General features: G+C 73.2%; 24 protein-coding genes. 11 read left to right on the top strand and 13 right to left on the bottom strand.

Annotation, left to right across the window (positions count from 1 at the left end; translation table 11 throughout):
* Window positions 1-14: 14 nt before the first annotated feature.
* Entirely contained in the window at window positions 15-425 is a 411-nt protein-coding gene (locus F1615_RS19370) for a hypothetical protein (protein WP_149550250.1), read from the bottom strand.
* A gap of 347 nt (window positions 426-772) precedes the next feature.
* Between F1615_RS19370 and F1615_RS19365 the strand changes: the two genes are divergently transcribed.
* Complete coding sequence (locus tag F1615_RS19365) at window positions 773-1,156, top strand: nuclear transport factor 2 family protein (protein WP_208818358.1); 384 nt, start codon at window positions 773-775, stop codon at window positions 1,154-1,156.
* 19 nt (window positions 1,157-1,175) lie between these two features.
* Here F1615_RS19365 and mgrA read toward each other — a convergent pair whose 3' ends face one another.
* Window positions 1,176-2,168, bottom strand: coding sequence for an L-glyceraldehyde 3-phosphate reductase (gene mgrA / locus F1615_RS19360; RefSeq protein ID WP_149550248.1), 993 nt, complete (start codon window positions 2,166-2,168; stop codon window positions 1,176-1,178).
* A gap of 127 nt (window positions 2,169-2,295) precedes the next feature.
* Here mgrA and F1615_RS19355 point away from each other — a divergent pair, with 127 nt between their 5' ends.
* Together F1615_RS19355 and F1615_RS19350 are read left to right on the top strand one after the other, a co-directional pair.
* The gene (locus F1615_RS19355) at window positions 2,296-3,180 is read left to right on the top strand and encodes a LysR family transcriptional regulator (RefSeq protein WP_149550247.1); all 885 of its coding nucleotides are present in this window, start codon (window positions 2,296-2,298) and stop codon (window positions 3,178-3,180) included.
* A gap of 27 nt (window positions 3,181-3,207) precedes the next feature.
* Window positions 3,208-3,723, top strand: coding sequence for a mycothiol transferase (locus F1615_RS19350; protein WP_149550246.1), 516 nt, complete (start codon window positions 3,208-3,210; stop codon window positions 3,721-3,723).
* Here F1615_RS19350 and F1615_RS19345 read toward each other — a convergent pair.
* From F1615_RS19345 to F1615_RS19330, 4 genes are all read right to left on the bottom strand, one after another.
* Window positions 3,687-4,775 carry an adenosine deaminase gene (locus F1615_RS19345; protein WP_149550326.1) on the bottom strand — a complete coding sequence of 363 codons (1,089 nt, stop codon included), beginning with the start codon at window positions 4,773-4,775 and terminating at the stop codon, window positions 3,687-3,689. The genes F1615_RS19350 and F1615_RS19345 overlap by 37 nt on opposite strands.
* Before the next feature lie 52 nt (window positions 4,776-4,827).
* Window positions 4,828-5,220, bottom strand: coding sequence for a VOC family protein (locus F1615_RS19340; protein WP_149550245.1), 393 nt, complete (start codon window positions 5,218-5,220; stop codon window positions 4,828-4,830).
* Between the two features lie 106 nt (window positions 5,221-5,326).
* Complete coding sequence (locus F1615_RS19335; RefSeq protein ID WP_149550244.1) at window positions 5,327-6,697, bottom strand: PI-PLC domain-containing protein; 1,371 nt, start codon at window positions 6,695-6,697, stop codon at window positions 5,327-5,329.
* A gap of 88 nt (window positions 6,698-6,785) precedes the next feature.
* Window positions 6,786-7,676 (bottom strand): glycoside hydrolase family 19 protein, encoded by an 891-nt coding sequence (locus F1615_RS19330; RefSeq protein WP_149550243.1) that lies wholly within the window; start codon window positions 7,674-7,676, stop codon window positions 6,786-6,788.
* Window positions 7,677-7,984: 308 nt separating this feature from the next.
* Here F1615_RS19330 and F1615_RS19325 point away from each other — a divergent pair, with 308 nt between their 5' ends.
* Entirely contained in the window at window positions 7,985-8,425 is a 441-nt protein-coding gene (locus F1615_RS19325) for an SPW repeat protein (protein WP_149550242.1), read from the top strand.
* A 130-nt stretch (window positions 8,426-8,555) separates the two neighbouring features.
* A complete protein-coding gene (locus F1615_RS19320; RefSeq protein ID WP_149550241.1) occupies window positions 8,556-8,819 on the top strand; it encodes a GlsB/YeaQ/YmgE family stress response membrane protein in 264 nt (87 codons plus the stop codon).
* An 18-nt stretch (window positions 8,820-8,837) separates the two neighbouring features.
* Here F1615_RS19320 and F1615_RS19315 read toward each other — a convergent pair whose 3' ends face one another.
* Both F1615_RS19315 and F1615_RS19310 read right to left on the bottom strand, forming a co-directional pair.
* A complete protein-coding gene (locus tag F1615_RS19315) occupies window positions 8,838-9,797 on the bottom strand; it encodes an NAD-dependent epimerase/dehydratase family protein (protein ID WP_149550240.1) in 960 nt (319 codons plus the stop codon).
* Between the two features lie 130 nt (window positions 9,798-9,927).
* Entirely contained in the window at window positions 9,928-10,710 is a 783-nt protein-coding gene (locus F1615_RS19310) for a GNAT family N-acetyltransferase (protein WP_149550239.1), read from the bottom strand.
* A gap of 83 nt (window positions 10,711-10,793) precedes the next feature.
* On the opposite strand from F1615_RS19310, the gene F1615_RS19305 reads away from it, so the two are divergent.
* Window positions 10,794-11,279 (top strand): nucleoside deaminase, encoded by a 486-nt coding sequence (locus F1615_RS19305; protein ID WP_149550238.1) that lies wholly within the window; start codon window positions 10,794-10,796, stop codon window positions 11,277-11,279.
* Between the two features lie 54 nt (window positions 11,280-11,333).
* Here F1615_RS19305 and F1615_RS19300 read toward each other — a convergent pair whose 3' ends face one another.
* The gene (locus F1615_RS19300; RefSeq protein ID WP_244328789.1) at window positions 11,334-11,960 is read right to left on the bottom strand and encodes a chaplin; all 627 of its coding nucleotides are present in this window, start codon (window positions 11,958-11,960) and stop codon (window positions 11,334-11,336) included.
* 298 nt (window positions 11,961-12,258) lie between these two features.
* On the opposite strand from F1615_RS19300, the gene F1615_RS19295 reads away from it, so the two are divergent.
* The gene (locus F1615_RS19295) at window positions 12,259-13,857 is read left to right on the top strand and encodes an alpha/beta hydrolase (RefSeq protein WP_149550236.1); all 1,599 of its coding nucleotides are present in this window, start codon (window positions 12,259-12,261) and stop codon (window positions 13,855-13,857) included.
* A gap of 4 nt (window positions 13,858-13,861) precedes the next feature.
* Here the strand turns inward: F1615_RS19295 and F1615_RS19290 are convergent, their stop codons facing one another.
* Window positions 13,862-14,266, bottom strand: coding sequence for a hypothetical protein (locus F1615_RS19290; RefSeq protein ID WP_149550235.1), 405 nt, complete (start codon window positions 14,264-14,266; stop codon window positions 13,862-13,864).
* A 109-nt stretch (window positions 14,267-14,375) separates the two neighbouring features.
* On the opposite strand from F1615_RS19290, the gene F1615_RS19285 reads away from it, so the two are divergent.
* Both F1615_RS19285 and F1615_RS19280 read left to right on the top strand, forming a co-directional pair.
* The gene (locus F1615_RS19285) at window positions 14,376-15,470 is read left to right on the top strand and encodes a chemotaxis protein (RefSeq protein ID WP_149550234.1); all 1,095 of its coding nucleotides are present in this window, start codon (window positions 14,376-14,378) and stop codon (window positions 15,468-15,470) included.
* A gap of 297 nt (window positions 15,471-15,767) precedes the next feature.
* Window positions 15,768-17,192 carry a PP2C family protein-serine/threonine phosphatase gene (locus tag F1615_RS19280; RefSeq protein WP_149550233.1) on the top strand — a complete coding sequence of 475 codons (1,425 nt, stop codon included), beginning with the start codon at window positions 15,768-15,770 and terminating at the stop codon, window positions 17,190-17,192.
* Between the two features lie 19 nt (window positions 17,193-17,211).
* On the opposite strand, the gene F1615_RS19275 is transcribed toward F1615_RS19280, so the two are convergent.
* Window positions 17,212-18,702: a hypothetical protein gene (locus F1615_RS19275; RefSeq protein WP_149550232.1), complete on the bottom strand. Its 1,491-nt coding sequence runs from the start codon at window positions 18,700-18,702 to the stop codon at window positions 17,212-17,214.
* Window positions 18,703-18,936: 234 nt separating this feature from the next.
* Between F1615_RS19275 and F1615_RS19270 the strand changes: the two genes are divergently transcribed.
* Both F1615_RS19270 and F1615_RS19265 read left to right on the top strand, forming a co-directional pair.
* The gene (locus F1615_RS19270; RefSeq protein ID WP_149550231.1) at window positions 18,937-20,064 is read left to right on the top strand and encodes an aminoglycoside phosphotransferase family protein; all 1,128 of its coding nucleotides are present in this window, start codon (window positions 18,937-18,939) and stop codon (window positions 20,062-20,064) included.
* Window positions 20,065-20,315: 251 nt separating this feature from the next.
* Complete coding sequence (locus tag F1615_RS19265) at window positions 20,316-22,316, top strand: peptidoglycan recognition protein family protein (protein ID WP_167533795.1); 2,001 nt, start codon at window positions 20,316-20,318, stop codon at window positions 22,314-22,316.
* Between the two features lie 54 nt (window positions 22,317-22,370).
* Here the strand turns inward: F1615_RS19265 and F1615_RS19260 are convergent, their stop codons facing one another.
* Together F1615_RS19260 and F1615_RS19255 are read right to left on the bottom strand one after the other, a co-directional pair.
* Window positions 22,371-22,868: a hypothetical protein gene (locus F1615_RS19260; RefSeq protein WP_149550230.1), complete on the bottom strand. Its 498-nt coding sequence runs from the start codon at window positions 22,866-22,868 to the stop codon at window positions 22,371-22,373.
* Window positions 22,869-22,963: 95 nt separating this feature from the next.
* A complete protein-coding gene (locus tag F1615_RS19255) occupies window positions 22,964-23,584 on the bottom strand; it encodes a CGNR zinc finger domain-containing protein (RefSeq protein WP_149550229.1) in 621 nt (206 codons plus the stop codon).
* Window positions 23,585-23,600 lie beyond the last annotated feature (16 nt).

Here is a 23,600-nt window from a genome sequence, read left to right as displayed (position 1 = left end):
TGGGCCGGATCCGGTCAGGCGACCGGGACGCCGAGCACGCGGGCGGCGCGCTGCATGCGCAGGGCGTCCACCGATTCGGCCAGCAGTTCGTACTCGGTGGTGTCGTCGCCGGTGGCCATGCGCACCATCCGTCCGGCGGCGAGCGCCTCGGCCACCTCCTCCTGCCGGGCGACGTCACCGCACCAGGCGCGCAGCACGGCGGGTACGTCGGGCACGCCGTCGGGCACGGGGACGAGCGCGCCCGGCGGTACGAGCTCGGCGTCGGGCCGCGGGTCGAGCCGCTCGGCGATCCAGGAGGCGCGGTCGCGCAGCCACCACAGGGCGAGGGCGAGCGTGGGCGCCCGGTAGGTGCCCAGGGGTACGCCGATGCGCCGACCGTCGCAGACCCCGTACGCCGTGACGTGGCACAGGAATTCGTCGTGCACGTTCCCTCCCCCGCTGCGTTGCGTGCCTGCCGGTACGGGCCGGCCGCCCGCCCCGTGGGCTCGCGTGCTGTGCGTGAGGGCGCCGTCGCGCGGTGTGAAGCGCTCTCGTTGTCGAGTATGTTCACCGCTGAAACACTGTCACCATGTGTTTCCGGCCAGTCTCCTGGCATATTCACGGCGGCGGCTGGCCGAAACGGCGCGGAGGGCGGCGGAGGGCGGGGCCGGCGGGCCGCATGACCCCGGAGGTAATCGACCGGGGCCGCCCGGCGCGGGCAGGGTGTGCGTACCGGGTCACCGCGACCGGAACCCGGCGCCCACCAGCAGACACGACCTCCCAGGAGATCACCGTGACCACGCACACCCACGACTACGACGCCGTCGTCGCCCGCTACTTCGAGGCCTGGAACGCCGACGGCGACCGCACCCGCGCCGAGACGGTCGCCGAGGTCTGGACCGCGGACGGGCGGTACACCGACCCGCTGTCCGACGCCACCGGCCACGAGGCGATCACCGCGGTGATCGCCTCGGCGCGCGAACAGTTCCCCGGCTTCGTCTTCCGGCTCGTCGGGGACGTCGACGGGCACCACGACACCGCGCGCTTCTCGTGGGAACTGGTGAACGAGGCGGACGGCTCGGCTCCCGTGGCCGGATCGGACGTGGCCACGCTGGATGCCGGGAGCCGGGTCCGTGCCGTGTACGGCTTCCTGGACCGGGTCCCCGCGGGGGCGTGATCCCGGTCGGCAGGTGTGGCTACCGCTGCACGGCCGCGTCGATGCGCTTGAGCTCGTCCTCGGTGAAGTCGAGGTTGCGGGTGGCGGCCACGCTGTCCTCCAGTTGCCGCGGGCTGCTCGCGCCGACCAGGGCGGAGGTCAGGCGGCCGCCGCGCAGCACCCAGGACAGCGCCATCTGCGCCAGGCTCTGGCCGCGGGAGGCGGCGATCTCGTTGAGCGCGCGCAGCCGGCCCACCAGCTCCCCGGTGAGGGCGTCGGTGTTGAGGAACGGGCTGTCGCTCGCGGCCCGGGAGTCCTCGGGGATGCCGTCGAGGTAGCGGCCGGTGAGCAGGCCCTGCTCCAGCGGGGAGTAGGCGATGGAGCCGATCCGGAGCTCGTCCAGGGCGTCCATCAGGCCCTGGTCCTCCGGGCGGCGGTCGAGCATCGAGTAGCGCGGCTGGTTGATCAGCAGCGGGGTGCCCAGCTCGCCGAGGATGCGGGCGGCCTCGCGGGTCTGCTCCGCCGAGTAGTTGGAGACGCCGACGTACAGCGCCTTGCCCTGCTGGACGGCCGTGTGCAGGGCGCCCATCGTCTCCTCCAGCGGAGTCTGGGGGTCGAAGCGGTGCGAGTAGAAGATGTCCACGTACTCCAGGCCCATCCGGCTCAGGCTCTGGTCCAGCGAGGACAGCAGGTACTTGCGCGAACCCCATTCGCCGTACGGACCCGGCCACATCAGGTAGCCGGCCTTGGTGGAGACGACCAGCTCGTCGCGGTAGCGCGCGAAGTCCGCCGTCAGCGCCTCGCCGAAGGCCGACTCGGCCGCGCCGGGCGGCGGCCCGTAGTTGTTGGCGAGGTCGAAGTGGGTGATGCCCAGGTCGAAGGCGCGGCGCAGGATGGCGCGCTGGGTCTCGGCCGGACGGTCGGGTCCGAAGTTGTGCCACAGGCCGAGCGAGAGCGCGGGGAGCTTCAGGCCGCTGCGTCCGGTGCGCCGGTAGGGCATGTCCGCGTAACGGTCGGGGTGGGCGGTGTACAACGCGACTCCAGAGGGGTTGGCACACGTCTTGGCAGTTCCGTCGAACCACCGCCCCACTCTGTCGTGACCTGCGTGCAGTGGTCCAACAGAAGAATCCGATGGAATTCAGCGGATACGCTTCTCAATCATGGAACTGCGTCACCTCCAGCACTTCGTCGCCGTCGCCGAGGACCAGCACTTCACCCGCGCGGCGGAACGGCTGATGGTCTCGCAGTCGGGCCTGTCCGCGTCCATCCGCGCGCTGGAGCGCGAGCTGCAGACGCCGCTGTTCGTGCGGACGACCCGCCGGGTGACCCTCACCGAGGCGGGGCGGGCGCTGCTCGCGGAGGCCGAGCGGATCCTGGCGCAGGTGCGGGCGGCGCACGAGGCGGTGGCCGCGGTGCAGGGTGTGCTGCGCGGCACCCTCGCGCTGGGCACCGAGCAGTGCATCGCCGGGGTGAACGTGGCTCGGCTGCTCGCCACGTTCCGGCGGCTCCACCCGGACGTGGAGATCCGTCTGCGGCAGTGGGGCTCGGCCGCGCTGGCCGAGGAGGTCGCGGCGGGCCGGCTGGACCTGGCCTTCGCCTACCGGACCGGGGCCGACCCGGAGCATCTGCGCTCCGTGCCGCTGACCGGCGAGCCGATGACCGTGCTGTGCCATCCGGACCACCGGCTCGCGCGGGCCGGGGTGCCGCTCACGCCGCACGACCTGGCCGACGAGGTCTTCGTCGACTTCCACCCCGACTGGGGCCCGCGCCGCGCCACCGACGCCGCCTTCGCCGCGGCGGGCGTGCGGCGCACGGTGGCGCTGGAGGTGAACGACGTGCACAGCCTGCTCGACCTGGTCGACGAGAACCTGGGCGTCGCCGTCGTGCCGCGGCACTTCCGGCACAAGCGCGAGGCGCTCACCGCGCTCCCGCTGAAGGGCACGGGGGAGGCGGCGTACGAGACGGTCGCGCTGGTGCCGTCCCCGCGGGCGACCAGTCCGGCGGCGCGGGCGCTGATGTCCCTGTTGCGCGACGGGGGCGCGTGAGGCGCGCGGATGCGCGAGGGTGGACCCATGCATGCCAAGGACATCCTCATCGACGGCTTCGGCCGCATCCACGAAGAAGTCCACGCCGCCGTCGAGGGCCTCGACGCCGACGGGCTCAACGCCCGTCCGGGCCCCGACGCGAACTCCGTCGCCTGGCTGGTCTGGCACCTGACCCGGGTCCAGGACGACCACGTCGCGGACGCCTTCGGCCTCGACCAGGTCTGGCTCTCCGGGGGCTGGGAGAAACGCCTGGGGCTCGGCCTGCCGCGCCACGACACCGGGTACGGCCACAGCTCGGCGAAGGTCGCCAGGGTGCGGGTCGACTCCGGCGACCTGCTGACCGGCTACCACGACGCGGTGCACGAGCAGACCCTCGGTGCCCTGCGCACGCTGACCGCCAAGGACCTGGAGCGTGTCGTCGACGAGCGCTGGGACCCTCCGGTGACCCTCGGCGTACGGCTGGTCAGCGTCCTGTCCGACGATCTCCAGCACGTCGGACAGGCCGCCTACGCGCGCGGACTGGTGCGCAGCGCCGCGTCGTAGCCGGGCAGGACCACGTCCCGCAGGAGCGCGTTGCGCTCGTCGAAGGGCAGGAACGCGCTCTTCACGGCGTTCACCGTGACGGTCCGCAGGTCGTCGAGCGTCCAGCCGGCCTGCTCGGCCAGCAGGGACATCTCCCGGGTCATGGTGGTGCCCGAGACCAGGCGGTTGTCGGTGTTGAGGGTGACGCGGAAGCCGAGGTCCTTCATCGCGGTGATCGGGTGCCCGGCGATCGAGGTCGCGGCACCGGTCTGGAGGTTGGAGGTGGGGCACATCTCCAGGGCGATCCGGCGGTCGCGCACCCAGCCGGCGAGGCGGCCGAGCTTGCCGTCCACGATGTCCTCGGTCAGGCGCACCCCGTGCCCGACGCGCTGGGCGCCGCACACCTGGAGTGCCTGGTGGATGCTGGGCAGTCCGTGGGCCTCACCGGCGTGGATGGTGAACGGCACGTTCTCGCGGCGCAGGTGCTCGAAGGCGGCGAGGTGGTCGGCGGGCGGGAAGCCGTCCTCGGCGCCGGCGATGTCGAAGCCGACGACCCCGGCGTCCCGGAAGGCCACGGCCAGGTCGGCGGCCTCGCGGACCCGGTCGAACATCCGCATGCCGCACAGCAGCGTGCCGACGCGGACGGGCGTCCCGGCGGCGGCCGCCTTGGCCATGCCGGCCGCGAGCCCTTCCTGGACGGTCTCCACGACCTCGCTCATCGTCAGCCCGCCCCGGGTGTTCAGCTCGGGGGCGTAGCGCACCTCGCCGTAGACGACGCCGTCGGCGGCGAGGTCGAGCACGTACTCCTCGGCGGTCCGCAGCAGGCCCTCGCGGGTCTGCATCACGGCGAGGGTGTGCTCGAAGGTGGCTATGTAGCGGACCAGGTCCCCGGAGTTCGCGGCCTCGACGTACCAGGCGGCGAGTTCGTCGGGGTCGGTGGTGGGCAGGGTGTGGCCGGCCGCCGCCGCGAGCTCCACCACGGTGGCGGGGCGCAGGCCGCCGTCGAGGTGGTCGTGCAGGACGGCCTTGGGCAGGCTGCGGATCAGATCGTTGTCTACGCGCGTAGCGGTCATGGGCACGGGCGGGGCCTTCCTTGAGCAGGCGGTTCTGAGCGGCGGGAGGGGGTCAGCCGAGGGGCTGGAGCAGGTCCCAGCGGTTGCCGTACAGGTCCTGGAAGACGGCGACCGAGCCGTACGGCTCATGGCGCGGCTCCTCCAGGAAGGTCACCCCGGCGGCGGTCAGGCGAGCGTGGTCGCGGGCGAAGTCGTCGGTGTGCAGGAAGAAGCCCACGCGTCCGCCGGTCTGGTCACCGACCCTGGCCCGCTGCGCCTCCCCCTTGGCGAGGGCGAGCAGCAGACCCGTGCCGGTGTGCCCGGCGTCCGGTTCGACGACGACCCAGCGGCCGCCGTCCGGCCGGGGCGTGTCCTCGGCGAGCCGGAAGCCGAGGGCCCCGGTGTAGAAGCGGATCGCCTCGTCGTAGTCGTCGACGACGAGGGTGACCAGGGGAATGCGTCTCATCGTGACCTCTCGCACGGGGGGATTGACGGGAGAGGTTATACGTAAAACCACCGTGGGCGCCACTCCCCTTCCGGGGCGGTTTCCCGGAAGGGGACCGGCGAGGCGGCTACGGGTACGTGTAGGTGTTGAGGTCGGCGACGGCGGCCGCGGGGCTGCCGAGGTCGTAGCGGTCCACGGCGAGGTAGTTGGGCTTCTTGCGGGCGGCCGGCAGGCAGAACCGGCGGGCACGGTCGGCGAGCTTGGAGTTGTCCGTGCCGGCCGTGGAGGAGACCGCCGCGTCCCGGAAGTGGTTCATGACGAACAGCGGGCGGAAGCCGGGCTCGGTCCGGGTGAGCGGGACGGGGGTGCCCGCGTCGTCCCAGCGGCTGTAGCAGGACCAGTCGGAGGCGCCGACGCCCGGCCCCATGGACCAGTGGTTCTCGACGGTCCACTCGCGCTGGTACATCACGCCGTAGGTGTCCCGGGTCAGTCCGGCCGCCCGGTCGGCGGCCCGGCTGTGGTCGGTGAAGATCAGCAGCCGCTGTCCGGCTGCGGTCAGCTGCCCCAGGGTCGGCCAGCCGTTCTCGCGCACACCGGTGCGGTCCGGCCGGTACAGCACCTCCGGCAGCCCCTGGACGCGGTCGAGTTCCGCGCGCAGCACGCCCGGGTCGACGTAGTCCTCGAGGAACACGGTGACGAACTGGTCGGGGTGGGCGCGCAGGAAGTCGACGATCCGCTGGAGGTCCACCCACAGGGCGACGGGCCTGCGGACGAGGGTGCAGCTGTTGTGGCAGAGGATCGCGCCGTCGGGGGTCTGGTGGATGTCCAGCATGAAACCGCGTACGCCGTCGGCGAGTTGGCGTTCGATACCGCGGGTCTGGTTGGGGAAGAGGTCGACGAAGGGCGGGGCGAAGCCGCCGTCGGCTCCGTTGGCGTAGGCGTTGTGGGCGGTGAGGAAGGTGACCTGGTCCAGGGTGCGCTGCCCCTGGGGCGGCATCGGGCGGGTGACCGGGTCGACCGGGGTCAGGTACCAGGCGGCGAGGTCGCCCGTGCCGGCACCGACCGCGAGCGGTGCGGGGTGGCCCCCGCCGGGGGGTTTCGGGACGACGGTGAAGCGGCGGTCGGTGCCGGGGACGGTGAGGGTGAACCGGTCAGCGCCCGCGGGGGCGATCTCCCAGCGCGCGTCGGGGCTCGCGCAGGCGACGGTAGCGGCCCGGTCGCCGGTGCGGCCGAGGCAGGTGCCGGGGCTGTCGGCGATCTCCAGGGTGCCGTCGGCGCGCAGGTTCCACTGCTGGTGGTCCTCGTTGCCGCGCGGTCCGTGCTGTTCGACCGCCCCCGAGCCGGCGGCGGCGTTGAGTCCGGTCGTCGCGCTCTGGACGTAGTAGGCGCCGGGCGCCGGAGCGGCGTCCACGGCTGCGGCGGGTGCCGGTGCCACGACCGTCGCGGCCAGCGCGGCGGCCGAGACGGTCGTGGCGATCAGGGCGTGGGGGGTGCGCATGGTGGATGCCCTTCGTCCGGGTACGGCCGGGCGCGCGCCCGGCCGAGCGGATGGTCAGGGGCATGACACCACGGAGCACGGTCCCGCGTCAGCAGTACAGGTTGCCGCCGGGTGACGTTCCGAGGATCTGGGCGAACTGCTGATACTTGGTCACCCTGCTCTGCACCTGCGCCGGGTTCCTGCCGTCGCACTCGAGGGAGCCGTTGATGCTGCGGATCGTCTGGCCGAAACCGGCCTGGTTGACCATGGCGTTGTGCGGGGTCATGGTGCCCGGGCCGGACTGGGTGTTCCAGTACCACAGGGCCGTCTTCCAGGCCACGGCCGCGTCGTTCTGCACCAGCCAGGGATTGTTGAGCAGATCGATGCCCAACGCGTCACCCGCGGCCTTGTAGTTGAAGTTCCAGCTGAGCTGGATCGGTCCGCGGCCGTAGTACGCGGCCTGCCCGGCCGGGCAGCCGTACGGCTGACCCCAGTCGCAGTAGTGCGGGTAGTTGGCGGTGTTCTGCTCCACCACGTGCACCAGACCGCCGGTCTCGTGGCTGACGTTGGCCAGGAAGGCGGCGGCCTCCTGCTTCCTCACCGTGTCGCCGCCCGTGTTGGCGAAGCCGGGGTAGGCGCTCAGGGCGGCGGTGAGACCGCTGTAGGTGTAGAACGGATTCCGGTTCGGGAACATCTGGTTGAACTGCGCCTCGCTCACGACGAAGTTCCCGACGGGCGTGCCGGGGCCGTTGTCACAGGCGTAGGGCTCCCAGTACCAGGTACTGATGACCGGGTCGTAACCCGGGTTGGCGTGCTCGGCGACGTACGCCTTGCCGTCGGTGTAGCGCACGATGTCACCGGCGTTGTACGACTTTCCGGCCACCCAGCTCGGATAGCTGGAGCAGGCGGCGGCGGAGGCGGTCGCGGCGGGGAGCAGCACCGGGGCACTGCCGGCGAGGACCAGGGCGGCCGTCACGGCGGCGATGCGGCGTCTCGACAAGGGATCAACTCCTTTGCGGGAGACGGCCGCTCCCGGGCGAGGACATGCCTGAGTGGGGCCTCGCCCGCACGCGCCGGCGGGGCCGGTCACGGCAGTGGGGGCGGCCGTGGTGGGGGGTGTGGGGCACACTCAACCGCCTTGGTCTGTACCAGTCAAGGGTTTAGACCAGTCATGGGGCGGGACGGTTGGCCGGAAACGGCGCCGAGCTCTACACATAAAAGGGAAATAAGCGCAGAATGAGACGTACGCGGCGCTTACCGCATACCGCATCAGACGCGGTCAGGCCTGCTAGTCAAAGGAGACGACCCATGGCCAACGTCTCGCACACCCGCGGTGACATCACGAGCCACCCCGACGCGCCGGAGATGCGGGCACGGTACGACCGCATGCTCGGCGGTCGTGATGTGGCCCTCGTGGACGGGCCGGTGTTCCTGCTCGGCCTCTACTGTGCGGTGTCCCCGTGGATACTCCACTACACGACGAGCCAGCCCGCCCTCGTGCCCCACAACCTGATCGTGGGCATCGCGATCGGCCTGCTCGCCCTGGGGTTCACCGCGGCCCCGGCCCGCATGTACGGCCTCAGCTGGGCCATGTGCGCCCTGGGCGCGTGGATGATCATCTCTCCGTGGATCGTCGGGGACGGCCCCGACGCCGGGGTGATCTGGAACAACATCGTGATCGGCGCCCTCGCCGTGGTCCTGGGCGCGGTATGCGCCGCCACGGCGGCCCGGAGCACGGCCAAGTCCTAGCCGGCCCGCCCGGGGCACCGAGCGCCGGTCCGCGCCTGCCGCGGGCCGGCGCTCTCCCGTGCGGGGCGACTGTCCTCGCGGCACGGGGGCAGACGCATGGCAGCTTGAGGACACGAGGAAAAGGGGCGACATGGAGATCGACGGCATCATCAGCGCGATCGTCATCGGCATTGTCATCGGTGTCCTGGGACGACTCGTGGTCCCGGGCCGCCAGCGCATCGGGATCCTGTGGACGATCGTCGTCGGCATCGTGGCCGCCCTCATCGGTTCGGCGATCGCCGCGGCCCTCGGCGTGGCGGACACCAAGGGTGTCGACTGGGTGGAGTGGCTGATCCAGATCGGTCTCGCCGCCGTGGGCGTGGTGGCGCTGGACCGCTCCAAGGCGGGTCGCTGACCGCGTTCGACGGCTCCGTCAGCGACCGGACAGCCACTGTTCGTACCAGCCGACGGTGGCGTCCACGGTCTGCTCCAGCGGGGTCGGCCGGACGCCGAAGGTCCGCTCGAAGGCCGAGGAGTCCATGATCTGCGGTTCGGTGTGCTGGTAGAACATCTCGGCGTACTCGGCCATGAACACCTCGTCGAACGGGCCGAAGGGGCGTGGCTCCCGCAGGACCACGACCTCCAGGGGGCGGCCGACCCGCTTCTCGATCATGGCGAGGATCTCGCGGGTGCTGACGGCGGGCGCGGTGGGCAGGTGCCAGACCCGCCCGTCGCCCTCCGGACGTTCGCCGAGGGTGGCCAGCGCCACGGCGACGTCCTCGATCGCCGTGTAGCTGTGCGGCAGGTCGATGTCACCCAGCGCCAGCACCTCGCCCCCGGTGAGCGCGCCCGGGAACACGGCCCCGCCCAGGCTCGAGTTGAGCACCCCGGGGCCGACGAAGTCGGCCGAGCGGCCGAGCACCACCCGGGCGCGGCCCTCACGGTGCGCGGCGAGATACCGGTCGTCCAGCTCCGCCCGCATCCGGCCCTTGCGGGTGGTCGCCCGCCAGGGGGTCTCCTCGGTCATCACCGCTCCCCCGGTCTCACCGTACGGGTAGAGGGTGTCGAGGACGACGAGCCGGGCTCCGGACTCCTCGACGGCGGCGAGCACGGCCTTCTGCACTCCGGGCATCACGTCGGCCTGCAGCTGATAGGCGACGTTGACGCAGTGGTACACGACGGCCGCACCGGCGGTGGCCGCCCGCGCGCCGTCGGCGGTGGCGACGTCGGCGGCGTACCGCCGCACCCCGTCGGGCGCGGGCCCCTCACCCCTGCGGTCGACGAGGCGGACCGGGTGGCCCCGGCGGGCGAGTTCCCGCGCGAGGGCGGTTCCGGCGGGACCGGAGCCGAGCACGGCGTGCAGGGGGCGGGAGTCCGGGGCGGCAGTGGGCATGACGGTCTCCTGGGTCGGGGACGGGGCCGAACACTTATCGACCCTCACTTCTGTTAGAGACTCTAACTCGCGCGATGGGTGATAGCAAGCAGCCCCGGTGCGGCCGCGGGCGGGCAGGAGTCGCGGCGCCCTACGGCGCGGGCACGTACACGTAGGGAGTGGTCGTGGTGAGGGCGGCGAAGCCGAGGCGTTCGAGGATCGGGCGGCTGTGGGCCGAGGCGTCGACCTGGAGGTAGCGACAGCCGTGGTCCGCGGCGACCCGGGCCCGGTGGGCCACCAGAGCCCGGTAGATGCCGCGTCCGCGCCAGTCCCGGACGGTGCCGCCGCCCCACAGTCCGCCGAACCGGGCACCCGGAACCAGCTCCAGGCGGGCGGCGCTCACCGGCTCCTCGCCGGCCAGGGCCAGAACGGCGACGGCGGTGTCCGGGTCGGCGGTCAGCCGGTCGAGCAGGTGCCGGCGGAGCCGGGAGGCGTCGGTCCCGAACACCTTCTCGTGCACCCCGGCCACCTGGCCGACGCCCGCCCGGTCGGTGACGGGCACGACGCGGACGCCCTCGGGCGGCTCGGTGCCGGGGTCGAGGCCGTCCACCTCGGCGATCATCAGCGTTTCGTCCGGCCCTGGCGTGAACCCGGCCGCCACGAGCCGCTGCCCGAGGTCGGCCGGGAGGTCATGGCCGTACAGCTTCCATTCGAACTCGCGGCCGAGCCCGGTGAAGTGCGCGATCTGCTCCGCGATCGCCGCGTCCGCGTCCGCCGTCCCGAGGGCGGACCACACGACGCCGTTCCAGCCGTGCGCGGAGCAGGTCTGGCGCACCACGCCCCCGACGCGTTCCACCCGGGCGCCCGGGCCGTCGGGCCGTGCCCCCTCGCGCATGTCACGGTCGAACAGGGCGAGCACGGCGGCGTGATCCATGCGGGCGAGTCCACCATGGGCCGGAGCCGGGGGCAACGGGATTAAGGTTGCTGTCGATCACGCCGTCGCGAGGAGGCCGGACCATGGTCGTGAAGGATGAGGAACTGCCGTACCTGCGGCGCTGCGTGGAGCTGGCGGCCGAGGCGCTGGAGTCCGGTGACGAGCCGTTCGGTTCGGTCCTGGTGTCCGGCGACGGCACGGTGCTCGCCGAGGACCACAACCGCGTGGCGTCCGGGGACCGCACCCGTCACCCCGAGTTCGAGCTGGCGCGCTGGTCGGCGGCGCACATGTCCCCCGCCGAACGGGCCGCGGCCACGGTGTACACCTCCGGGGAGCACTGCCCGATGTGCGCCGCCGCGCACGCCTGGGTGGGCCTCGGACGCATCGTGTACGTCGCCTCCTCCGAGCAGCTGGCGTCCTGGCTGACGGAACTGGGGGTGCCCGCCCCGCCGGTGCGGACGCTGCCCGTGTCCGAGATCGCCCCGGAGGTGGCCGTGGACGGGCCCGTTCCGCACCTGGCCGAGCAGGTGAGGGAGTTGCACCGGCGCTTCCACCACGGACGCGGCTGACCCGCGGGGCCCCGCCGGGCGGCGCGGGCGGGACCCGTCGTCTCCCCGGGCGGTCTAGAAGTCCGTGCGCGGGCGGGCGCGGCGGTACAGGGCGACTCCGCCCAGGAAGAGGGCGGCGCCGGTGGCGAGCACCGGGAGCGTCCGGTCGGCGCCGGTGTCGGCGAGGGCGACGGCGTCCCGCGGGGCCGTGTTCGGCGCCGGGTCGGGGAGGGTGCGCGGCGGCGTGGACGGCCCGGGCGCCGGTTCCGCCGGGCGGCCGGGCCGCTCGTCCGGGTGGTTCGTGGAGGTGTTGCCGGTGGACGCGTTGCCGGCGCCGATCACGTTCACGCTGTTCCCGCTGACGTCGGCCGGGAGGTCCACCGGCAGCTGCACCCCGTTGCCGGACACCACGCCCGGGGAGTCGTGCGTGTCGCTCGCCGCCGCCGCTCCGGCGGCGGTGCCCGTGGGGCCGCTCCGGTCCCCGGCGTCCTCGTTGACGCAGGTGTTGCCCGCGGCGGGGCTGAGGAGTCCCACCACGTTCACCGTGTTCCCGCACACGTTCACCGGGAGGTGCACCGGGAGCTGGACGGTGTTGCCGGACACCACCCCGGCCGAGCCGGCCGCGACGCCCTCCGCCCCGGCGTCGGCGTACGCCGGCACCGCCAAGGCCATCGCGCCCGACGCGGCGGCGACGGCGATCACACCGTTTCGGGTAACCCGTCCCATAGGTTCCCTGCCCTTCCAGACTTGGTCGCGGGCGCTCGCCCGCACCGGATAGAACGCGGCTGCGGCAATCGGGTTATGGCTCATCCGTATGCCGCAGCCGGTTCACCCCATCGGGGGTCCCGTCGCTCGAACTCCGGGCAAAGGCCGTCGAACTCGCGCCGCACGAACACGCGGCCCGGGCGCCCCCGGTGCCGCCGCCGGGCCGACGGGCGGCAGCACCGGGGCACGCTTATGGTGGGCGAGGGCGCCGGTCGGGGCGTCCCTGGAGGCATCGATGCTGGCCAAGCTGTCCGAGCGACCCCTGGTCCGGCGCTGCGTGGTGCGCCCCTCGGTCCGGCGCTGCGCGGCCGCCGGGGCGGTCGGGCTGGCCCTTCTCGCCACGGGGCTGACCGCCACCGGCCGCACCGGGCCGGACCTCGACCGGTTCTACGACCAGGAGATCGAGTGGTCGGCCTGCGAGGGCACGGAGCTGCCGGACGACCTGCAGTGCGGGACGGTCACCGTGCCCCTCGACTACGCCGAGCCCCGGAAGGGCACCCTGGAGCTGGCGCTCGCCCGCTACCGGGCCTCCGACGAACCGCGCGGCTCGGTGGTGCTGAACTTCGGCGGCCCGGGCGGATCGGGGGTGCTGGGACTCGCTCACGGCCGCAAGGACTTCCTGGGGCTGACCGACGACTACGACGTGGTCTCCTTCGACCCCCGTGGCGTCGGCCGCTCCTCACCGGTCAGCTGCGGCACCGATGCCACCAGCCGGGCGCTGGAGGCGACCGACGGCGAGGAGATGGCCGATCCGCGCGAGGCGCTGCGGCAGTTGCGCGAGGTGGCCGCCGCGTGCGCCGAGCACTCCGGCCCCGTGCTCGAGCACATCGGCACCGTGGACGTCGCACGCGACCTGGACGTGATGCGCGAGGCGCTCGGCGACAAGAAGCTCAACTACCTGGGGTTCTCCTACGGAACCCGGCTCGGCGCGGTGTACGCGGCCCGGTTCCCGGAGAAGGTGGGACGTCTGGCGCTGGACGGCGTCGACACGCTGACGGAGCCGCTGGCCGAGCAGGGGCTCGCCACCGCGCGCGGACAGCAGACCGCGCTGGAGAACTTCCTCACGTGGTGCACCGAGGAGCTGGCCTGCCCGTTCGGGCAGGACGCGCGCGACGCCCGCGAGCAGGTCGTGGAGCTGGTCGCCTCGCTCGACGAGAACCCGGTGCCGACCGACTTCGGTTACGAGTTCACCGGTCAGGACCTGGCCGGTGCCATCGGACAGGGCCTTTACACCAAGGAGATGTGGCCGGTGCTGCAACAGGCGCTCGCCCAGCTGATGGAGGGGGACACCAGCGGGGTGGAGGCCCTGGCGACCGGCGGGGCGGCTCTGCCCGCGCCGCAGCGGGCCGACGACCCCCTCGTCGACCCCGAGGACATCCCGCTGGACAACCTGCCGGCGGCGCTGATGGCGGTGAACTGCGCGGACGATCCCGACCGTCCGGACGCCGAGCGGCTGAGCCGGGACCTGGCCCGGCTGCGGGCCGCCTACGAAGAGGCCTCGCCGGTCTTCGGGCCGTACCGGCTCGCCCAGGTGGTCCTGTGCTACGGCCGGCCGAAGGGCACCGACTACATCCGGGAGAAGGTCAAGGACCTCGACACCCCGAAGATGCTGCTGGTCGGCACCCGGGGCGATCCGGCCACGCCGTACCGCTGGACGGTTCAGACCGCCGAACGGCTCGGCACCCCGGCCGTGGTGCTGGACAACCGGAGCGAGGGCCACACCGGCTACGGCTCGTCCGAGTGCGTCCACCGCAAGATCGACGACTTCCTGCTGTACGGTTCCCTGCCGCCGAGCGGCAGTTCCTGCGGCTCCGAGGACGACGGCCGCCTCTGACCCCCTACCCGGAGGCCACGGACCCGTACTCCCCGCCGCCGTCCCGGCCGAGGTGCCGGCGCAGCGTTCCCACGGCCTGAGCGGCGTCGGGCACGGAGACGGCCAGGCGGACGAACGGCACCGGGTGCCGGAGGTCCACGACCACCGCCGGCACCCCCGCGCGCACGGCCACGAAGTCCCGTCCGAGCGGATGCTCCCGTTCCCCCACGCAGAAGCGGCCCGGACGGCAGCGGCCGGTGACCGGCGTGCCCCGCATCGCGCGCCACCAGTCGGGTTCCACGCCCGCCGCCCGCACCTCGGCCAGGGGGACGACCACCGCACGGCGACGGGCCAGGAGCGCCTCCCGCCACGACAGGCGGACGACGAGTGTCCGCACCTCCGCCCGCCGTTCCACGTCCAGGTGCGCCATGGCGGTCACCTCCCCCACCAGCGTGCACCCGCGACCGTTCCGGCCCCACTCGCGCACCGAGGCCTTTGCCCCAAATGCCCTACCGCGGAATCCGCCCTATGGTGCTGTCATGGAGCACGATCTGAGTCCCGCGACCCTTGCCGAGCTTCGCCGCCCGCGCCCCTACCCCGCGGTGTCCGTGCTGACGCCCACGCACCGGCGCGATCCCCTCAACACCCAGGACGCCGTCCGGCTGCGCAACGCGGTCGCCGAGGCCAAGAAGCGGCTGGAGGCCGATCCCGCGGTCACCCGGGACCGGCGCGCCGATGTGTCCCACCACCTCGACCGGGCCCTGACCGAGGTCGACCTGGCGCACTCCGCGGACGGCCTGGTGATCTTCGCCGCCCCGGGCGAGCACCAGGTGTGGTCCCTCGCCCGCAGTGTGCCCGAGCGTGTGGTCCTCTCGGACACCTTCCTCACCCGCAACCTCGTCTCCGCCCACACGGCGGAACGGCCCTTCTGGGTGCTGTCCGTGTCCGCCGACCGGGCGACCCTGTGGAGCGGCGGTGCGGACCGGGTCGCCGAGGAGCGCGCCGGCGGCTTCCCGCTGATCCGCGAGGAGCGGAACTTCGACCCCGAGCGGCAGGAGCGGGTCGGCGACCAGCCCAGCAACTTCCGCGACGAGGACACCCGGCGGTTCCTGCGCGAGGCCGACGCGGCGATGGGCGCGCTCCTGCGCCGTCACCCGCGTCCCCTGTACGTCACCGGTGAGCCCGCCGCCCTGTCCCTGCTCTGCGAGGCGGGCGGTGCGACCAGGGACGCCGTGCACGTCCCGCACGGCGGGCTGGCGCACGGCACGCACGAGGCGGTGTGGCAGGCCGTGCGGCCGGTGCTCGAGGACGAGGCACGCAAGAGCGCCGAGGACGTGGCCCGGTCCCTGGAATCGGCCCGGGGGCGCAAGGAGTTCGCGGCCGGGGTCGACGAGCTGTGGCAGAGCGCCCGGGAGGGCCGGGTCCGGCTGCTGGCCGTCGAGGAGAACTACCGGATCGCGGTGCGCGACGCCGGTGACCACCTGATCGTCGCCGAGGACGGCGACCTGCACGCCCGCGAGGACATCGTGGACGAGATCGTCGAGCAGTGCCTGGAGACCGGCGCCGAGGTGCGCTTCGTCCCGGACGGCGCCCTCGCGGACGCGGACGGGATGGCGGCGGTGCTGCGCTACTGAGTGCGGGCCACCCGCCGGTCACCACACGAACACACACCTGACCGTCGAACGTGTGAATGAGTGACGCCCCGTTTTCCGACGGGGCGTCATATCGCTTGCGTATCATGGGAGTTGGGGCGCCGATCGCGTCCCTCGCGGATACCCCCGGGTAACCCCGCGAAGACGGTGGCATATGCCACGGGCACCGCCTTATCGTGTGTTGCCGAATCCCTTACGGGCCGTCGCGGGCTGTGCGACAGTCGTAGCGGTCCCTTCCGTCCGTCCGAAGGCCGAACCGTTCCCGCATCGGAGTGCGTCATGCCGTCCCACCTCTCCGCGGACCGTCCAGCCGCACAGCCGCCGGGACACGGCCCGGTCGACGCGCTCATCTCGCAGACCCGGCGACTCAAGGGCGACGTGGACGCCGTACTGCGCGGCACGCCGGCCGACGGGACGGACCCGCGGGAGCGCTGGCAGCGCGCGCTGTACGACCTGGCGCTGCACCACCTCGACGACCTGGACCAGCATCTGGCGCAGCTGCGGGACGACCCGCTGTCCGCGCCCGGTCCGTCCGGTCCCGGCGCCGCCGTACCGCCCGCACGGCGGAACGACTCCCTGCTCAGCCGGGTCGGCAGCGCGGAGTGGAACCTGCTCACGGACGAGGTGAGCTGGTCCGGCGAGCTGTACCGCATCCTGGGCCGCGACCCGGCCGCTCCCCCGCTCACCCTCGACGAACTGCCGTCGCTGGTGCTCGACGAGGACCGGCCAGGACTGACGGCGATGGTCACGGGCTGCCTGGTCGACGCCCGGCCCATCGACGGGGAGTTCCGCGTCCGGCGCCCGGACGACGGTGTACGGACCGTGCACATGATGGGCGAGCCTGTCCTCGGCACCGACGGCAGCACCGCCTCGATGTGGGCGGTGCTGCGCGACGTCAGCGAACTGCGCCGCTGCCGCAGGGAGGTGAGCGAGACCCGTGACTCGCTGCACCACCACCGGCGGGCCGCCGCGCGGACCGAGCACCGGCTCGCGGCCGAACTGCAGGAAGCCGTGCTGCCACCGTGGCGCGGCTCCCTGCGGCTCCCGCACGACGGGCCGCGGGCCCTGGACGTCGCCGCCGCCCAGCTGCCGCCGTCGGCGCACGCCCCGCTCGGCGGCGACTGGTACGACGCCCTGGACCTGTCCGACGGCACCACGCTGCTCAGCGCCGGGGACCTGACCGGTCGCGGGGTCGGTGCGGCGTCCCGCAAGGCGATGCTGCTCGGCGCCGTGCGCGGGATGGCCATGACCGGCACCGAGCCGGGCCCGCTCCTCGCCTGTCTGAACCGGTTACTGGACGCCACCGTGCGGCCGGCCCCGGGCAGCGCCGTCTGCCTGCGCTACCGGCCCGCGACCCGCTCACTGGTGTGGGCGCAGGCCGGACACCCCGCCCCGCTGCTGTTCCGCGGCGGGACGGGGCGGGCGCTGGACGCGCCGCGGGGTGTGCCGCTGGGCGCCGCCCCGGGCTCCTCCTACGGACAGGCCGAGGAGACCCTCGAGGCCGGTGACGTGCTGCTGCTGCACACCGGCGGGCTGGTGCCCGGACACGCCGGAGCCACCGCCGTCCACCGGCTCCTCGGCCTGGCTCCCGGATTCGCCGCGGCCCGCACCGCGCAGGACTGCGTCCGGGCGGTCGCAGAGGAGTTCGGCGAGAGGGAACGCGAGGACCACGCCTGCGTGCTGGTGGCCCGGGTCGCCTCCTAGCGCCCCCGGGACCGGGCCCTCACGCCCGGGTGCTGCCGCCCTTGCCCCGCGGCCTGGGCAGCGCCAGCTCGATCTCCTCCCTGAGTTCCTGGATCCTCGGGTACGACGCGTACTCGGCGGTGAGCCGGTACATCTGACGCAGCCGGTCCCAGGTGCGGCGCGAGGAGTTCTGCCCCATCGACACCAGGGCCAGGCGCGCGAACCGGTCCGCCTGTTCGGGATCGTCCGCGATGAAGCACGCGGACGCCATCGACAGGAAGTCGAAGATCTTCGACCGCTGCTGGGCGTCGACCCGCAGTGCCAGCGCCTTGTCCGCGTAGTGCTGTGCGTGCGCGGCCGCGTCCGGCTCGAACTCCGCGAGCGTCCGGTAGGCCAGGGCCTGCATGCCGTACAGGTCCGCCTCGTTGAACAGCTGCATCCAGTTCGGCGGTGGCACGTCCCCCTTGTCGGAGACGAACAGGTCCTCGGCACGGCCCAGGGTGCGGCGCATCGCCTGCCCCTTGCCCATGGACGCCTGCGCCCAGGCCTCGATGGTGTGGAACATGGCGCGGGTGCGCGGCAGTACCTCCTCGCCCGAGCCGGACTGGGCGAGCTTCATCAGGTCCATCGCCTCGTCGGGCCGCCCGAGGTGCACCATCTGGCGGGCCGCCCGGGACAGCGCCTCACCGGCACGGGGCCGGTCACCGCCCTCCCGGGCCGCGTGGGCGGCGATGACGAAGTACTTCTGAGCCGTGGGTTCCATGCCGACGTCGTGCGACATCCAGCCGGCGAGGACGGCGAGGTTGGCGGCGACGCCCCACAGGCGCCGCTGGAGGTGGGGTGGGTGGTGGTAGGCGAGCATCCCGCCCACCTCGTTGAGCTGGCCGACCACCGCCTTCCGCTGGAGGCCGCCGCCCCGGGCGGCGTCCCACGCGCGGAACACCTCTACGGAGCGCTCCAGTTCCTCGATCTCCTGCGAGCCGATGGGGGCGGCCTCGTAACGGTCGAACCCGGCGGGTTCGGCGTGCAGGGGGTTGTCGAGCCGGGGAGCGTCGGCGGTCAGGGCCGGATCGGTGTGCAGCCAGTCGTGCATGGCGCTGCTGAGTGCGGAGCCCGCGGTGAGCGCTGCGCCCGCGCCCACCAAGCCGCGTCGGTTGAGCATGAGGTCCATTCCCGTGAATTCGGTGAGGACCTCGGCTGTCCGCTCGGGCGCCCACGGCACTCCGTCGGGATGTTCCGCACTCCCGCCGCGTGGCCGTTTCCCCGTACGCCCGTGCCGGACCAGACCGAGGTCCTCGATGGTCACGACACGGCCGAGACGCTCGGTGAACAGAGCCGCCAGCACCCGCGGTACGGGATCGCGCGGGATCTCTCCCATGTCGATCCACCGCCGCACCCGGGAGGTGTCGGTCGCCAGCTGGGGGTGGCCCATGGCCGCCGCCTGCCGGTTGACCAGCCTCGCGAGTTCGCCCTTGGACCAGCCGGCCAGGCCGAACAGGTCCGCAAGCCGGGTGTTGGGTTGTCCGCTCACGTCAAGCCCCCAGGTTCTCGGCTGAGTTGACAGTAGCCCGGTGGGGGTTGCCGGGCGACTATTCGCCAGGGTTCGCCAGGGTGCGCCAGATGGTGTGCCAGGGGCCAACGGGTGTCGAGTAGGAACGCGCCACCACGACCCCGTCGCCGCAGGGACATTCCCCCAGGGTGCGCCGGGCGGCCGGGCCGGGTGGTGCGATGACGTCGCAGGCACACGAAGGGATCTGTATCACCCATGTACGCAGCATCGTCCTCCGTGTCCGCCCCGCCCCGGCCGCTGCGTCCGCGTCCGTCGGACAGCGGCCCCTACCTCTCCCCCGCGCGACCGGCGGCCCCCGTGTTCGGTGCGGGCGGCGCACGGCGCACCGCGGGACCGGGCACCCAGCCGCTCAGCGGGAGGCTCGACCTGTCCGGCCCGCAGGGCGCCCAGTTGCGCACCGCGCTCGCCTCGGTGCACCGCATCTGCCCGGAGTTCGCGCCGGTGCAGGTGCTGCGCCGCACCGGCAGGTCCGTCCTTCTGGTCGGCACCACCGGCCGGACCACCGCGGTCGCCAAGTGCTTACTGGACCACTCCCCCGAGTGGAGTGAGCGAATCCGTCACGAGATAGGGGCATACCGCTCGTTCGTCCGGCACCGCCCGCCTGTGCGGGCGCCCCGGCTGATCGCGGCGGATCCGGACAACTGCACGCTGGTGATCGAGCGGCTGCCCGGCCGGGTGGCGGCGCTGCAGCGGCACCCGGCCGAGGCGCCACCGCGCGCGGACATCAGGGCGGCGCTCGGAGCGATCTGCCGGCTGAACTCCTGGCGGCCGCCGGCCGGGACGTTCGGCGCGCCCCTGGACTACGCGGCGCGCATCTCCCGGTTCCACGAGCTGGGGCTGCTCACCGACCGGGACCTCGGCGACCTGCAGAAGCTGCTGCACGGCATCGCGCTGGCGACCGGGCGGCAGGGCATGGGCCAGTTCTGCCACGGCGACGCCCTGCTCTCGAACATCCTGATCTCACCGGCCGGTCCGGTGCTGGTGGACTGGGAGCACGCGGGCTGGTACCTGCCGGGCTACGACCTGGCGACGCTGTGGTCGGTGCTCGGGGACGCGCCGGCGGCCCGGCGCCAGATCAGCCAGATCGCCCAGGCGGCGGGTCCCGCCGCACGGGACGCCTTCCTGGTGAATCTGATGCTGGTGCTGACCCGGGAGATCCGTACCTACGAGACGGCCGTGCAGCGCTCGATGCAGGAGACCGCACCGGCGGCCCACCCGGGTGCGACGCCGTCCGGCGAAGAACAGCGCCTGATCCTGCGCCGCCTGCACGACGACTGCCAACTGGCCCGCCGGGCCGTACGGGCGGCGGTCGGCACACGCTGACACCGGACGACTGCCCGCAGTGGGCCGCCACGCGGGCAGCCGGGACGCACCACCCACGAACTATTGGCGTACACCACTGACGCACCGCAGGCCCCGCCACAACCCGCCACGAAACAACCGCACACCCCGACTGACAAGGGAATTCACGCCTCCCTGGGCATGATTGACGGATGATCGGCTGACCGGTACCACTACACGCACCGCTCGGCTCCGCACGGCGCATCGTGCCCCGTCCGTCCCAGGAGGCTGCATTGCGACCACCCGCCACCGACCCCGGCCCCACGGCCGGGCCGTCACGACGCGCCACCCTCCCCCACTCTCGGCTTCGCTCGAGCGGGGGGACCCCCATCGCCCTGCGCGCCCTCGCCGCGGCCGCCCTGACGCTGCCCCTGCTGGGCGCGGCACCCACCCCGGCCCCGCCGCCCACCGCCCACTTGCAAGAAGCGTTCGCCGCCGCGTCCGCCGAGTACGACGTGCCGCGGAGCGTGCTGATGGGCGTCTCCTACCTGCAGTCCCGCTGGGACGCGCACGGCGGGGCCCCGAGTGTGACCGGTGGCTACGGGCCGATGCACCTCACGGACGCCCGCGCCGCGCTCGCCGCGGCCGAGCACCACGGCGAGGGCACCGAGGACCCCCGCGGCGACGACGCCCGCCCACCACTGCGCCCCGAGTCGCGGGCCCCGCGCACCGACGAGCTCCCGGACCGGCTCACGACGCTGCCCAGGGCGGCACGACTGACCGGACTGAGCCCCGGACAACTGCGCGCGGACCCGGCAGCGAACGTGGCGGGCGGCGCCGCGCTGCTGGCCGAGGCGCAGCGACGGCTGGGCGAGCCCTCCAGCGAGGACCCCGCGGACTGGTACGCGGCGGTGGCGCTCTTCTCCGGCGCCGACGACAGGGCCTCGGCGGCGGCGTACGCGAACGACGTGTACGAGGTGATCCGGGCCGGCGAGCAGCGGGTCACGGACGCGGGACAGCGGGTCGCCCTGGCCGCCCGCCCCGGGCTCGCGCCGGACACCTCCGCTCTGGCCCGCGCCGGACTGCGCACCGCCTCCGCCGCCGGGACCGAGTGCCCGAGGACGGTGTCGTGCGAGTGGATCCCCGCTCCGTACGAGGAGTTCGGGGACGGCGACTACGGCAACCACGACCTGGGGAACCGCCCCGCCTCGCAGCCGATCCGGTACATCGTCGTCCATGACACGGAGGGCGCCTGGGAGGGCGTCCTCGACATGGTGCAGGACCCCACCTATGTGTCCTGGCAGTACAGCCTGCGCTCCACGGACGGCCACATCGCCCAGCACGTGAAGGCGAAGGACGTGGCCTGGCACGCGGGCAACTGGTACGTCAACGCGGGGTCGATCGGCCTGGAGCACGAGGGCTTCCTGGCGGAGCCCGACGCCTGGTACACCGAGGCAATGTACCGGTCCTCGGCCCGGCTGGTGAAGTACCTCGCCGGGAAGTACGGCATTCCGCTGGACCGGCAGCACATCCTCGGCCACGACACCGTGCCCGGGCCGACCTCGGCGACCGTTCCCGGGATGCACACCGACCCCGGACCGTACTGGGACTGGCGGCACTACTTCGAACTCCTCGGCCGCCCCCTGGAGGCGACGGCGGGCAGGCACTCCGGCGTGGTGACGATCCGGCCCGACTACGCCGCCAACCGTCCGGTCTTCACCGGCTGCGAGAGCGCGGGCGAGCCCTGCGCGACGCACGGGTCCAGCGCCGTGCGGCTGTACTCCGACCACGACGAGAGCTCCCCGCTGATCCGGGACGTCGGGCTCGGCCGGGCCCCCACCACGGGGGTGAACGATCTGTCCTCGCGGGTCTCCACGGGCCAGCAGTACGCGGTCGCCGACCGCTGGGGCGACTGGACGGCCATCTGGTACCTCGGCCAGAAGGCCTGGTTCAGGAACCCGGGGAAGAACCCGGCCGCGGTGCCCGCGAAGGGCGAGGTCGTGACCCCGCGGAAGGGTCTCGACTCCGTGCCGGTGTACGGCAGGGCGTACCCCGAAAAGGAGGCCTACCCGGAGGGCGTGCCGGCGCAGGCGGTGTCGCCGCTGCCGTACACGATGCTCAAGGGCCAGAAGTACGTCACCGGCGGCAAGGTGCCCGGCGAGTACTACTACGCGGTGACCTTCGACGAGGCCTCGCACCGGGTGGTACGGGGCAAGGACCTGTACTACGAGATCCAGTTCGGCCACCGGGTCGGCTTCGTGCGCGCGGCCGACGTGACGGTGAAGTCCTCCTAGCGGCACGGACGGCGCGGCACGGGGGCCGGGTTCCCACGGGATCCGGCCCCCGTGTCAGCCCTGCTGGAACAGTTCCGCGGGCAGCGGCTTGAGGAGGGTGTACAGGTCGTCGGTGATGGGGCGGTCCCAGGCGGCGATGGTCACCAGGACGTTGTCGCTGCGGTCGAACTGCACACAGGAGATCCGGCTCTCGGAGAGCTTGACGCGGCGCACGATCAGCAGGTTGTCGCCCTGCATCACCGGCACGTCCTCGGTGCCGACGACGGTCACCTCCTCGTCGTTCTCCAGCGCCAGCAGCAGTTGTCCGACCTCGAAGGGGACCTCGCCCTCGGGGACGTCCCGGGCCGGGGAGCCCTCGGGCAGATTGCCGATGATCATCGCCGGGCCGCGGCCGCCGAACAGGTCGTACCGCAGGAACACGCCCTGGCAGCTTCCGTCGGGGGCGGGCAGCAGCCCGGCACCCAGGTTGCCGGGCCAGTCGCCCGGGTCCATGGCCAGTACGTCGAAGTCGGGCCCGGCGGGGGTGGCACTGCGGCGGCGGAGGAACGACATGCGGCCATGGTACGTGCCCGGACCGGCGTTCGGGCGCTCGGGCGACGGCCGCCGGGGCCAGGGGAAGTCCGGCACACGCCCCGCGGCGACGCGGCTCATGTGCCGGGCACCCCCTGCCCGGCCCGCCGGTGCCGCTCGTGGTGGCGGGCCACCCGGGCGCGGTTTCCGCAGGACGGCCTGCACCACTCCTGGCGCGGGTGTTCCTTCAGGAAGTAGCGGACACAGCGCGGGGCGTGGCAGGCCCGCAGCCGCTCCCGGTCGGGGCCCGCGAGGAAGCCGATGGCGGCCTGTGCGAGCGTGGCGGCCGGATCGTGTCCGCAGTCCGGAACGGGCCGCCGCCGTTCGACGGGGCCGTCGCCCTCGGCCCAGTCGAGGACCGGGACGGTGGGGGTGCGGGCGGCGGCCTCGTTCAGCCGCCGCAGCGCCTCGGTCACGGGCAGGAGGCGGGCCGCGTCCGCGGGGCTCGGCCGGGCGGGGCGTACGGCGTGCGCGAACAGGGTGCGCAGGGCGGTACGGAGGTCGCGGACGGCGGTGAGGTGGGTGATCCCGGCGACGAAGTGCTCCGGACGGGGGAAGGCGTCCGGGCGGGCGCGCACCCAGGCGGTGAGGGCAGAGGGCTCGGTCAGATCGTCGGTGACTCCGCCGTCGCCGTCGTGGCGGACGGTGAGGGCGAGGTCCAGCGCGAGCCGGGCGTCCCTGGTGATCGAGTCCCGCATGCGGTTAATGATAAGG

Source organism: Streptomyces marokkonensis (assembly GCF_008312835.1).
Lineage (GTDB): Bacteria > Actinomycetota > Actinomycetes > Streptomycetales > Streptomycetaceae > Streptomyces > Streptomyces marokkonensis_A.
The sequence above is the reverse complement of the archived record's forward strand: the minus strand, read 5'-3'. Positions and strand labels throughout refer to the sequence as shown.